The 11958-nt window shown below is 48.3% G+C and carries 9 protein-coding genes, 6 tRNA genes and 1 rRNA gene; 15 read left to right on the forward strand and 1 reads right to left on the reverse strand.

Going from position 1 to position 11958, the window contains the following annotated elements; translation table 11 throughout:
* Window positions 1-176 precede the first annotated feature (176 nt).
* The 13 genes from rrf (at window position 177) to C558_RS0116225 (ending at window position 7357) form a co-directional block, all read left to right on the forward strand.
* A 5S ribosomal RNA gene (gene rrf, locus C558_RS0116165) occupies window positions 177-293 on the forward strand.
* Between the two features lie 62 nt (window positions 294-355).
* Window positions 356-430: transfer RNA gene (locus C558_RS0116170), tRNA-Glu, on the forward strand.
* 10 nt (window positions 431-440) lie between these two features.
* A tRNA-Met gene (locus tag C558_RS0116175) sits at window positions 441-517 on the forward strand.
* Window positions 518-540: 23 nt separating this feature from the next.
* Window positions 541-617 (forward strand) — tRNA-Asp (locus C558_RS0116180).
* 25 nt (window positions 618-642) lie between these two features.
* Window positions 643-717, forward strand: a tRNA-Gly gene (locus C558_RS0116185).
* 14 nt (window positions 718-731) lie between these two features.
* A tRNA-Arg gene (locus tag C558_RS0116190) sits at window positions 732-808 on the forward strand.
* Between the two features lie 12 nt (window positions 809-820).
* Window positions 821-897: transfer RNA gene (locus C558_RS0116195), tRNA-Pro, on the forward strand.
* 367 nt (window positions 898-1264) lie between these two features.
* Window positions 1265-2323 carry a D-alanine--D-alanine ligase family protein gene (locus C558_RS0116200; RefSeq protein WP_018757332.1) on the forward strand — a complete coding sequence of 353 codons (1059 nt, stop codon included), beginning with the start codon at window positions 1265-1267 and terminating at the stop codon, window positions 2321-2323.
* A gap of 3 nt (window positions 2324-2326) precedes the next feature.
* Window positions 2327-3346, forward strand: coding sequence for an acyltransferase family protein (locus tag C558_RS0116205; protein ID WP_018757333.1), 1020 nt, complete (start codon window positions 2327-2329; stop codon window positions 3344-3346).
* Window positions 3321-4445, forward strand: a complete 1125-nt coding sequence (gene alr, locus C558_RS0116210) for an alanine racemase (RefSeq protein WP_018757334.1) — start codon at window positions 3321-3323, stop codon at window positions 4443-4445. Before C558_RS0116205 ends, alr begins: the two co-directional genes overlap by 26 nt.
* A 236-nt stretch (window positions 4446-4681) precedes the next feature.
* On the forward strand, window positions 4682-5581 hold the full coding sequence (locus C558_RS31215; RefSeq protein WP_018757335.1) for a D-alanyl-D-alanine carboxypeptidase family protein: 900 nt from the start codon (window positions 4682-4684) through the stop codon (window positions 5579-5581).
* Window positions 5578-6267, forward strand: coding sequence for a response regulator transcription factor (locus tag C558_RS0116220; protein WP_018757336.1), 690 nt, complete (start codon window positions 5578-5580; stop codon window positions 6265-6267). The genes C558_RS31215 and C558_RS0116220 overlap by 4 nt, the downstream gene beginning before the upstream one ends.
* 175 nt (window positions 6268-6442) lie before the next feature.
* On the forward strand, window positions 6443-7357 hold the full coding sequence (locus C558_RS0116225; RefSeq protein WP_018757337.1) for a HAMP domain-containing sensor histidine kinase: 915 nt from the start codon (window positions 6443-6445) through the stop codon (window positions 7355-7357).
* A 2-nt stretch (window positions 7358-7359) separates the two neighbouring features.
* Here the strand turns inward: C558_RS0116225 and C558_RS0116230 are convergent, their stop codons facing one another.
* Entirely contained in the window at window positions 7360-8196 is an 837-nt protein-coding gene (locus tag C558_RS0116230) for a helix-turn-helix domain-containing protein (protein ID WP_018757338.1), read from the reverse strand.
* A gap of 125 nt (window positions 8197-8321) precedes the next feature.
* Here C558_RS0116230 and C558_RS0116235 point away from each other — a divergent pair, with 125 nt between their 5' ends.
* A complete protein-coding gene (locus C558_RS0116235) occupies window positions 8322-11330 on the forward strand; it encodes a glycoside hydrolase family 2 TIM barrel-domain containing protein (protein ID WP_018757339.1) in 3009 nt (1002 codons plus the stop codon).
* A gap of 128 nt (window positions 11331-11458) precedes the next feature.
* Window positions 11459-11914 carry a signal peptidase II gene (gene lspA, locus C558_RS0116240; RefSeq protein ID WP_018757340.1) on the forward strand — a complete coding sequence of 152 codons (456 nt, stop codon included), beginning with the start codon at window positions 11459-11461 and terminating at the stop codon, window positions 11912-11914.
* Window positions 11915-11958: the final 44 nt, after the last annotated feature.

Raw genomic sequence — 11958 nt, forward strand, 5'->3', positions numbered from 1 at the left:
ATGAGATTTCCCAATTAGTAAGACCCCTTGAAGACGACGAGGTTGATAGGTTGGAGGTGGAAGCACAGCAATGTGTGGAGCTGACCAATACTAATCGGTCGAGGGCTTATCCTAAACATAAAACGCAAATTTATTTCGCATCCGGTTTTCAGAGATCAAACTCTGAACATAATCCGTTTGGTGTCGATGGCGGAGGGGTTCCACGCGTACCCATCCCGAACACGACCGTTAAGCCCTCTAGCGCCGATGGTACTTGGACCGCAGGGTCCTGGGAGAGTAGGACGATGCCAAGCGGATACCACTTTTGTGGTTTTTTTTTGCCCATCAGATGGTTCACATAACGAAAGTTAGACATGGCCCGTTGGTCAAGGGGTTAAGACACCTCCCTTTCACGGAGGTAACAGGGGTTCGAATCCCCTACGGGTCACCATGAAGATTATCGCGGGGTGGAGCAGTTCGGTAGCTCGTCGGGCTCATAACCCGAAGGTCACAGGTTCAAATCCTGTCCCCGCAACCAAATTATTACCGAGTTTATACTGTGGAGCTGTGGTGTAGAGGCCTAACATGCCTGCCTGTCACGCAGGAGACCGCGGGTTCGAATCCCGTCAGCTCCGCCATTTTTATTCTTGATCAACTTCATATGCGGACGTGGCTCAGCGGTAGAGCATCGCCTTGCCAAGGCGAGGGTCGCGGGTTCGATTCCCGTCGTCCGCTCCATTACAATTTTATATGCGCCCTTAGCTCAGCTGGATAGAGCGTTTGACTACGAATCAAAAGGCCAGGAGTTCGAATCTCTTAGGGCGCGCCATTTCTTTTTTGTCGGGATGTAGCTCAGCTTGGTAGAGCACCTGGTTTGGGACCAGGGGGTCGCATGTTCAAATCGTGTCATCCCGACCATTTATTTATAAGATAAAGCTTTAATGACATGAAATGTCGTTAGAGCTTTTTTTGTTATCGCAGCTAACGAATTCCAGACACCCTATTGGACCATGAATAGGTCATTTTGTACGTCATTACCACCAATAAGGTTACTAGTGTTCGTTACCTTTCGAAGCACCACTCGGCCTACGACCTGCCCCAGCTTAAATCATCACCTAACATCATCCAAGCTTGCAGCTCCGCTCTAACACAGAGAAGGCTGCAAGTTTTTTTCGTTATCCTCAACGTTATTTCTTATGAAAAACTTTACCTTTTCTTTCTTTTCTCTTAGTTTCCGTTCTTTATACTATCGATACGAACAAGAAAAAGAATGGGAGAGATGAAAATGGAGCGAGCGAAGGTAGTAGTTTTATTTGGTGGCATGTCCACAGAACATCAGGTGTCATTACAATCTGCAGCGGCAGTGATTGAACATATACCGCATGACAAGTATGAAGTGATGTGTATCGGCATTACAGAGGAGGGCAAATGGCTTCATTATATCGGTGGCATCGATCAGATTCGGGATGGCAGCTGGCATCAACATACGACATGTCGTCCGGCTAGCATTCTCGTTGATCCGACCCGACCAGGGATTCTGTTATTAGACGATAACGGGCAATATGAACATGTTCATGTCGATTGCGTGTTCCCTGTCTTACATGGCAAGAACGGCGAAGACGGTACAGTTCAAGGCTTACTTCAATTATCAGGGATCCCCTATGTAGGGTGTGATACGGCTTCGTCTGCGGTCTCAATGGACAAGGCATTCACGCAAGATCTCGTCAAGAGTGCGGGAATCGTTACGACAGAGTATATGTATGTCACGCAGGCTACATATGATGCGAAGCGTATCGATATGTACATCCATGAGAACTTCGGTTACCCGGTATTCGTGAAGCCTTCGAGCTCCGGTTCCTCGGTCGGCATAACGAAGGTGCGTGATGCAGAAGCATTGGATCGGGCGGTCCAATATGCATTTACGTTCGATCGTAAAGTCATTATCGAGAAGGAAGTTCGAGGGATTGAAGTGGGCTGTGCGGTCTATGGCAATGAGGAATTGTCCACGGGTGTGATTGGGGAGATTGAGCCTAGTCGCGATTTCCTGGATTATGACGATAAGTATCTGCTTGGAGAGATCAAGCAGCATGTACCCGCTAGAGTTCATCCGGAAGTGCTCGAAGCGGTGAAGCAGCGTGGTATGGAAGTATACCGCGTCTTAGGCTGCAGAGGACTAGCACGTGTAGATTTCTTCATCACGCCAGCAGGCGAAATTATATTTAATGAGATTAATTCAATGCCGGGGTTCACCGCGTCTAGTCGTTACCCTGCCATGATTGCAGCTGCAGGCCTATCCTATAGCGAATTGATTGATCGGTTGATCGAGCTGGCAAGGGAGTCGTAGGAAATGACCAAGCAACGAGACCATGCACTCGATCTTACCAAGCTTATCATGGCCTTTTTGGTGATTTGTATCCATACGGACCCGCTGGAATCGTATTCCGATACAGGTAATTTTATTCTAACGAGGGTGATCGCACGGGTGGCGGTTCCCTTTTTCTTTATGACTGCGGGTTATTATTTTTTCGTGAAATCAAGATCGATGTCGCAATTCAAGCAGTATATGAAGAAGCTCGGAGTCACCTACGTGCTGTGGAGTGCCATTTACCTTCCGGTGAATATGTATGTCTGGATGAACGAAGGCTTTACGAAGGAATGGCTTCTGCACTATATCAAGCAAGTGATCTTCATTGGTACCTATTATCATTTATGGTTCCTACCCGCTCTTATGTGCGCCATTGCCATCGTCTATTTCTTACAGCAGAGGATGCAGCTTCGATGGATCGCAGCGATTTCAATCCTTCTTTATACGATAGGCTTGTTAGCTGATTCCTATTATGGACTAGCCGTCCAAGCTCCAGTGCTGAAAGACATCGTTAATGGGTATCTGGCTGTATTTGAGTATAGTCGAAATGGGCTCTTTTTCGGGCTCCCTTTCGTTGCGCTAGGCGCCTTGATTGCCAAGGAATTACCACAATGGAGGCTGTCAGATGCACTCTGTGAGTTCGGTCTTCTTTTCGCATTCGGGTGGATGGTCTTCGAAGCAGCGTTGCTTCGGATCTTAGGGTGGCCGCATCATGACAGTATGTATCTCATGCTCGTCCCAGTGGTAAGTTTGGGATTCATTTACCTGCTGAGGCTCGATATTCGAGAAAAATCATTCTATCGATATGCTTCTGAGATCAGCATGGTATTGTATTTGATCCACCCTGCGGTGATCCTCGCCGTCAGGGTCCTATCTCTTCAGCTTCCGATTTTAAAAGCGAGTAGTCTATTATATTTTTTCGTCATCTTCATCCTATCATTCGCCTTATCACATCTATGGGTCAGGAGGAAACGTTATGCTGCAAAGACGAGCTTGGGCTGAAATTAATCTAGATCATATCGCTTATAATCTGGAACAAATCCGGTCCATCCTCCCGGCGAAGACACAGATCATGGCTGTTGTGAAGGGGGATGCCTATGGGCATGGGGCAAGGCGAACCGCTCAATTGCTGACGGAATTAGGTGTGGCGAGGTTCGCGGTATCCAATCTGGATGAAGCGATCTCCCTAAGGCAGTACGGCATTAGAGGTGAGATCTTGATTCTTGGTGCTACGCCACAGGAAGGATTCGAACAGCTGGCAGCCTACCAGATTACGCAGACGGTATTTTCACCAGAGTATGCTGAACAGCTGAATCAATACGGGCTGGATCATCAAATTCGGTTTCCGATTCATATTAAAATAGATACAGGTATGTACCGGATTGGATTCGCTTATGACGACATGGATGCGGTGAAGGCCTTATTTGCGTATCCAGGGTTACATGTTCAAGGGGTGTTCACCCATTTCTCTGTTGCGGATCAGTTGAATCCTAAAGATGAGGCCTATACGCGGATGCAAGCGGATCGATTCGATACGTGCTTGTACCAGCTGCGAGAGTATCCCGTAGGGATGACCCATATCCAGAACAGTGCTGGGATCGTAAATTATCCGGATTTCCACTATGACTTGGTTCGTCCGGGAATGCTGCTATTTGGTGTTCCTTCTGGAGAAATGAGTCAAGACCTCCAGTTAAAGCCTGTGATGCAGCTCAAGGCCACCATTGTAATGGTAAAGCATGTTCTTAAGGGAGCTGAGATCGGGTATGGACGGGATTATGTAGCACAACGGGATATGAAGATTGCGACGATACCGATTGGCTATGCGGATGGGTATCCGCGAAGTGTGTCGGGGAAAGGCTCACAAGTCCTTATTCATGGACAATATGCTGAGCAAATTGGCAAGGTGTGCATGGACCAGCTTATGGTGGATGTCACGGACATAGATGATGTCCGTCTTGGCGACGCGGTCGTTCTCGTGGGAGAGGATCAGGGAAATACGGTAACGCTATCCTCTCTAGCGGAATTAGCTGGAACAATCACCAATGAACTGGTATGCAGTATTTCGGCACGCGTTCCTCGTGTGCATGTTCAGCAGGGGTGACACTGTCACTAGCAGTAAGGAATCATGAACCCACCGTTCACAAGGTGGGTTTTTGCATGTGTTAAATGGTTCCATCGTTTTGGCGGCATGGAGGATGGGTACATGATAGAATGAAGGGGAAATGCGTGTAAATGCAACTTTGAACAATTCCTTAGAAATTCTTAATCTTTTCTTTCTGTTCTCTTAGAATCCGCTCTTTATACTAGCAGTAATCTGTTAGATAGGAGTGCATGAAAATGATTAAAACTAGAGTGATCACAGGAATATCCGTCGTTTCGGCCATTTGTACCGTACTGTTCCTTAAACATATCGTAGAACCTACTATAGAAGCACAAGCCGCATTGCTAATCAATGCGAAGACAGGTGAAGTTCTGTATGAGAAAAATGCGGACATGTCGCTCCCGGCAGCGAGCATGTCGAAGATGATGACGGAATATCTGGTACTTGAACAATTACATCAAGGGAAGATAAGTTGGAACGATGAGGTTTCGATCAGCTCTGATGCGGCGATTACCGACGGGGTAAAAATTGATCTAAGGGTTGGAGATCGCGTGACCGTGCGGGATTTGTATGCCGCCATGTTAATTGCTTCAGCGAATAATGCGGCCGTCGCGTTAGCTGAGCATATTGCAGGGTCTGAGGCTAATTTTGCTGCACGAATGAATGAAAAAGGGCTTGAGTTGGGGCTAGAGAATTCTTATTTCATCAATGCAACGGGATTAACGGAAGGGGACCAAGCTTCCCAGATGACGGCCAAGGATCTTGGGAAGTTGGCCCAGGCATTGCTGCGTGATTACCCGGAGGTGCTCAAGACAACGAGCCTACCCGCGTACACATTAAAATTTAGCAGAGAGAAAGTTCAGAGCACCAATCACATGCTGTTGAAGCCGGAATTAACGGTCGAAGGAATGGATGGGTTGAAAACAGGCTATACGAATAAGGCAGGTTATTGCTTCACAGGGACAGCATCACGCGATGGGCGTCGGCTCATCTCGGTCGTCATGGGAACGAACGATTCGGATACGCGATTCGTAGAGACCCAGAAGTTAATGGCCTTGGGATTCGACTCCGTCTATATCCCAACTATTCGTTCCATACTAGTAAAAGTCAAAGCGATAAAGGAGCAATGGGTATGAGTACAACCGTATTAATCGTCGATGACGACAAAGAAATTGCAGAGCTCATCGAAGTGTACCTTCGCAACGAAGGCTTTACCATTCATAAAGCGCATGACGGCGTAGAGGCCATGAAGAAAATGGAGAGCGTGACGTTTCAATTCTTAATCCTTGATATTATGATGCCCAAAATGGATGGGATGGAAGTGTGCAGACAGGTGCGCAAGAAGAGTAATATCCCGATCCTGATGCTCAGCGCGAAGGTGGAGGATATGGATAAAATTCTTGGTCTTATGACCGGTGCGGATGATTATATGATTAAGCCGTTCAATCCGCTCGAATTAACAGCGCGTGTGAAGGCGTTGCTGCGGCGAGCCAATTACCAACAATCTGCGCAGATCGAAGGCAGCGCGATTCAGATTCAGTCGCTCGAGATTAACAAGGAAAGTCATACGGTAAGCGTAGAAGGGAAGATTGTGAAGTTAACGTCGCTCGAGTTCGATATTCTGTATTTGCTCGCGAGCAATCCGGGCCGTGTGTTTAGTTCCGAAGAAATTTTTGAACGCGTGTGGGATGAATTAGGGGTAGGTTCGAACAAAACGGTGATGGTACATATCAGCAACCTTCGCGATAAGCTGGAAGCGGCTGCGCCTGGCGAGACATTCATCCAGACCGTATGGGGAGTAGGTTATAAAATTGAGAAGTAGTCCAATAGCCGTCCTACGGAATATGTCCATTTATAGAATACTGTTTTATGTAGTCAGTTCGTTGTTCTTTGCGGGTGCCCTATACTATTTCTTATACTATATCTATAATCATTTGGGTGTCTTTCAAGGTGTTGCGGATGTGTTCCTGCGCTTTGTTCCGAGGAGTTTTATTTTCATGCTTGTCCTCATTCTCCTCATCGGATTCTGTTTATTCCTATGTTACCGCCATGAGAAAAAACGATATATTACGATGCGAATCCATCATATGATCGGGGAGATCCGTCATATCGCCGCAGGTAATTTTCATAAGCAGGTAGAAGTTGTGGATTCGTATGAGCTGGGTGATCTAGCCATGAGCATTAACAACATTGTCGTTCAAGCGCAGAAGTCTATGGAAGAAGAACGGATGGCTGAGAAAATCAAAAATGATCTCGTAACCAACGTCTCCCATGATTTGCGTACCCCTCTGACGTCGATTCTTGGTTATCTCAATTTAATTAACGGCGATAAATATCGGGATGAGGTGGAACTTCGATATTACACCCAAATTGTGCATGAGAAAGCAAAACGTCTGCACGAGCTAATCAATGATTTGTTCGAGTTTACGCGTATGCAGAATAAAGGGATGATCCTGAATAAAGAACCGATCAATTTGGCCGAAATGCTCGATCAACTGGTCGTTCAGTTCGATCCTCAGCTCAAGCAGGCAGGGATGGAATGCCGGCAGCAATATGAAGTGGTACATCCGATCGTCCCGGCCGATGGACGGAAGCTTGTCCGTGTATTCGAGAATCTCATCTCCAATGCGCTGAATTATGGTAAAGAAGGCAAGTACGTGGATATTCTCCTGCGGGATACGGAACGATCCGTCATCGTCGAAATTACGAATTACGGCGAAGGGATTCCCGCGATTGATCTTCCTCATATTTTTGATCGATTCTATCGGGTGGAGAAGTCTAGGTCCGAATATTCCGGGGGTTCAGGCCTTGGGCTTGCGATTGCCAAAAGTATTATGGATCTCCATGAAGGAGAGATCCACGTCAGCAGCGATTCCGAACGTACGACGTTTCAAGTCTGGCTTCCGAAATGATCCTAGCGTTGCGACGGGACGTAGCCATACATGCGGCGATGGAGCCTCGTAAAATAGGTGGGCTCCATTCCGACATAGGCCGCTGCTTGGCGAATCGTAATATCTGTGTGCTCATTTAATAAGGTTAGTGCCGTCTGCATTCGAATATGCTGCAAATATTGCAAGGGCGTCTGACCCAGCTCATCGCGAAATAAGCGGGTGAGCTGTTTTTGTGAGTAGCCAACATGGGCTGCCAGCTGCGTCATCGTAATGGAACGGTTCAAGTGGTCATGCAGAAATCGCACGGCGCTCTCGACGGCAGATTCCCGATAGCGATTCAGTCTGCTGTGGAACATCGGCGTATCGCCGACCTGGAACAATTGGTTCTGCCGTTTGATCTCCAGGAAGAGCGAGAATAATACCTCCGTCGTTAACCATGGATCTTCATGCGTGCCAGAGTTTGCCCAGATTTGCTCAATCAATGGGAAAATCGTGGCGATATCCGCTAGACGGGAATAGGTAGGTGACGCCCCGAACCCCCAGCTTGCCAGCATCCCCTCGCGTCGCTCTACGAAAGTCACATACCCAACATGCCAAGTTTCTCCCTTCAGGGATACATACTCATGCGGCAAGCCTTCCGGAATGTACAGACAAGAACCGGGATCAAGAATGTCCCATTTGTCCTGTCCGAGTCTACGGAAACGGCCGGAGCCTGAGAAGGTGAATAGAATTTGTTTGGCAGAGAATCCACTAAGCCGTGTAATCGGAATTTGAATATCTGTGCCGATTGTATAGACGGAAAAGGGGATATCGAATTCAATGTCCCGTCGCATGTTGCTGCGTAAAGGCAGTGTTTGCATGGGATTCCTCCTTATAGGGTTATTGTTATGTCCATTTTGTACGATGTTTTGTCTGTTTTGGTTCCTATGAATTGATGGTACCTCACCTCTATAATAAGAGCAAATCGAATCGAAGGAGTGCTCTTATGACATCGCTTACAAAATACTGGGAAAACCTTGATGTATTGCAGATCAACCGGCAGCCTGCCCGGGCTCATTATATCCCTTACCCCGATACAGATGGCGCCAAGCAAGGAAAACGCGGACATTCCGCTTTCTATCAAACTTTGAATGGAAGCTGGAAATTTCAATATTATCGCAGCGTTCATGATGTGAACGGTGCGTTCTATGCGACGGATGTTGATGTGAACGGGATGGATGATCTCATCGTCCCCTCTTGCTGGCAGACGAACGGTTACGATCAGATGCATTATACGAACGTAAATTATCCGATCCCATGTGACCCACCCTTTGTACCAGATCAGAATCCGGCAGGAGTCTACGTACGAGATTTCCAATTGCCAACACAGTGGGAACAGAAGGAGACGTATGTCGTATTCGAGGGTGTTAACTCTTGCTTCTATCTGTGGGTGAACGGCGCGTTCGTAGGTTACAGCCAAGGCAGCCGTATTCCAGCGGAATTCGATTTGACGGAATACGTGAGACCGGGTCAGAACCGTATGACATTGCTCGTCTTGAAATGGTGTGACGGTACATACCTAGAGGATCAAGATGCATGGCGTTATTCAGGAATTTATCGGGATGTGTATCTATTGTCTCGAGAGAAGACGCACATTCGCGATGTTTTCGTGAATACGGATCTCTCATCCGATTTCTCGCATGCCACACTTCGCATTGAAATGGAGACGACGGGAGACGCCGTGGTCCGTGCGCAATTGCAGGATGCAAGCGGTGCACTTGTCGCTTCCGGCGAGTCGAATATGAACGGGCAAGGAACATTGGCACTGGAAGTAGCACATCCGACGCTCTGGAACGCGGAACAGCCGCATCTCTATGAGTTGTATATCCAAGATGGAACGGAGACAATCCTTATTCGCGTTGGCTTCCGTAACGTTGAAATTCGTGACGGCATCTTCATGGTCAATGGCCAAGCGATCAAGCTCAAAGGGGTGAATCGCCACGATTCGCATCCGAAGCTGGGACAGACCATTCCAATCAACCATATGATTCAAGATTTGAAGCTGATGAAGCAGCATAACGTGAATACGATTCGAACGTCGCATTATCCGAATGACCCGCGATTCCTCGAGCTCTGTGATCAATATGGATTCTACGTCGTGGATGAAGCGGATCTTGAAGCCCATGGGGTGGGCGCCGTAGGCAAACCACATTGGTTGTCGGCTGACCCCGCATGGAGAGATGCATATGTGGATCGCGTTGTTCGCATGGTGGAGCGGGATAAGAACCATCCATCGATCATTATGTGGTCCCTCGGGAACGAATCCGGGTATGGCGTGAATCACGTTGCAATGGCAGAATGGGCGAAGGCAAGGGATGCATCGCGCCTCGTCCATTATGAAGGGGAGGCTCCATTCGGGGATCACCATACGAGTGTTGAATGCCTGGACGTGAAGAGCGTCATGTATCCTTCAATTCAGGATACGGAAGCGTATGCGCTCGATGAGACGAAGACAAAACCGTTCTTCCTCTGTGAATACTCGCACGCGATGGGCAACGGGCCGGGCGATTTGAAGGATTACTGGAACTTGATTTATCAATATCCAAAGCTGATGGGTGGCTGCGTCTGGGAATGGTGTGATCATGGGATTGCGGCAGTGACGCCGGATGGACAGCCGTATTATGCTTATGGCGGTGATTTCGGAGATCGACCGAATGACGGCAACTTCTGCATCGATGGCTTGGTAACCCCAGATCGCAAGCCGCATACGGGGCTGCTGGAATTGAAGCAGGTTCTTGCGCCCGTATCGATTGAAGCCGTCGATGTAGCCAAAGGGATGCTGAAGATTACGAACCGGTATGATTTCATGGGCCTATCGCATCTTGCGCTGCATTGGAAAGTCGAACAAGAAGGCCGCGTCTTAGAGCAAGGCCAGATCTGGCAGTTGGAGGCTGCTCCGCAGACGACCGTTGACGTGCAGCTCCCTTACATGATGCCGGAGCATGCGGATCGCGGGACATATCTATCCGTGTCCGTCTGGCAGAACCAAGAGAATGCATGGGCGCCGATGGGCTATGAGGTGACCTTTGAATCCTTCGCGTTCAGCGATACGTCTGCTCCAGCTGTAATGCTGCCGGCGCATCAATCGGGTCCGATCACCGTCATCGAGGAAGAAGGATGCTTGTCCATCCGCGGCCTTCATTTCGAGCATGGCTTCGATCTTGAAGCTGGCGTAATGCAGTCAATGAGCAAGCATGGCGCGAAGCTGCTATCGAAGCCTATGCAGTATAATCTCTGGAGAGCACCTATAGACAACGATCCGCGCCATGAATGGATCCGTGAAGGCTTCGATAAGGTGCAGATGAAGGTATACAGCAGCACATGGGAACAACCGGAGCCATCACAAGTGACCGTGCGAGTATCCTTCTCGCTAGGCGCATTTATTCGTACGCCATTCCTCCATGGAGAAGCGCTGTGGACGGTAGAGGGTACAGGTGAAGTAACCGTGGCGGTGAAGGTGAAGGTTCGCGAAGAGCTGCCGTTCTTGCCTCGCTTCGGACTAGAACTGACGATGCCAGCAGGCTCGGAAGAAGTCGAATACTTCGGTCATGGACCGCATGAGAGCTATATCGATAAGCGTCAGAGCGTACGCAAAGGGAAATATCTGCTTACGGTGGATGACATGTATGAGGCCTATGTCATGCCGCAAGAGCATGGATCACGTTACGGCACCGAATGGGCAGCGGTGTCGAATGAACTGGGGATGGGGCTACATTTTGCCTCCGCAGAGCCGTTCTCCTTCAATGCCTCCCATTACACGCCAGCGGATCTGACGGCTGCGCGTCATACGTATGATCTTGTACGGCGCGAAGAGACGACGGTTCATCTGGATTATAAAGTAAGCGGTGTGGGATCAAGGTCTTGTGGGCCGGAGCTGATGAAGCAATATCGACTTGATGAGAAGGAATTCACATGCGAGTTCGTCATTCGTCCGATTTTCAAGGAAGATGAGTAATCATAGAACAGGAATAAGGCACGCCCTTCGGGCGTGCCTTTATTTTTCGATGCCACATGTTTTGTAGTATGATGAGCACAAGGCAGTTACATGGTTGTTTATAGGCTGAGAAGAAAGAGGGTGGCTTCATGTGGTTTTATATGATCGCGATGGTCGTCATCTTGATCGATCAGGTCTCGAAAATTTGGATTCGGATGAACCTGGATATCGGAGATAGCTTGTTCTTCGGACGATGGGAGATTACGCATTATGAGAATAGCGGGATGGCATTCAGTTTATTCCAAGGTTACGCGTGGTTATTCGGGGTGATCGCCATCTTGTTCGTCATCGGTGTGTTCTATTATCGCAGCATGGGTGCCTGGAAAGGTCGATTGGCGGATATGATCGCTGGTTTCTTGGTCGGCGGTGCGGTTGGCAACGGGATTGATCGACTGGTGTTTGGTCAGGTCACGGATTTTATCATGTCTCGATCGGGGAGAGGTATTCTCAATCTAGCGGATTATGCGATCAATATCGGGATGATCCTGCTCGTCTTATATATGGCAGTGAGATTCGTGAAGAAGCGGGTATGTCACGCGCATTGAAGAATGATTCTCTTATCTTTATAGATTCCTTAGAAGTTCCTGTT

The organism is Paenibacillus terrigena DSM 21567, from assembly GCF_000374845.1.
GTDB classification, from domain to species: Bacteria; Bacillota; Bacilli; order Paenibacillales; family Paenibacillaceae; genus Paenibacillus_K; species Paenibacillus_K terrigena.

Excerpts from the sequence above, each read along its gene's own strand:
- C558_RS0116200 (WP_018757332.1), top strand. The coding sequence starts at position 1,265 with ATGGAGCGAGCGAAGGTAGTAGTTTTATTTGGTGGCATGTCCACAGAA.
- C558_RS0116205 (WP_018757333.1), top strand. The coding sequence starts at position 2,327 with ATGACCAAGCAACGAGACCATGCACTCGATCTTACCAAGCTTATCATG.
- alr (WP_018757334.1), top strand. The coding sequence starts at position 3,321 with ATGCTGCAAAGACGAGCTTGGGCTGAAATTAATCTAGATCATATCGCT.
- C558_RS31215 (WP_018757335.1), top strand. The coding sequence starts at position 4,682 with ATGATTAAAACTAGAGTGATCACAGGAATATCCGTCGTTTCGGCCATT.
- C558_RS0116220 (WP_018757336.1), top strand. The coding sequence starts at position 5,578 with ATGAGTACAACCGTATTAATCGTCGATGACGACAAAGAAATTGCAGAG.
- C558_RS0116225 (WP_018757337.1), top strand. The coding sequence starts at position 6,443 with ATGCTTGTCCTCATTCTCCTCATCGGATTCTGTTTATTCCTATGTTAC.
- C558_RS0116230 (WP_018757338.1), bottom strand. The coding sequence starts at position 8,196 with ATGCAAACACTGCCTTTACGCAGCAACATGCGACGGGACATTGAATTC.
- C558_RS0116235 (WP_018757339.1), top strand. The coding sequence starts at position 8,322 with ATGACATCGCTTACAAAATACTGGGAAAACCTTGATGTATTGCAGATC.
- lspA (WP_018757340.1), top strand. The coding sequence starts at position 11,459 with ATGTGGTTTTATATGATCGCGATGGTCGTCATCTTGATCGATCAGGTC.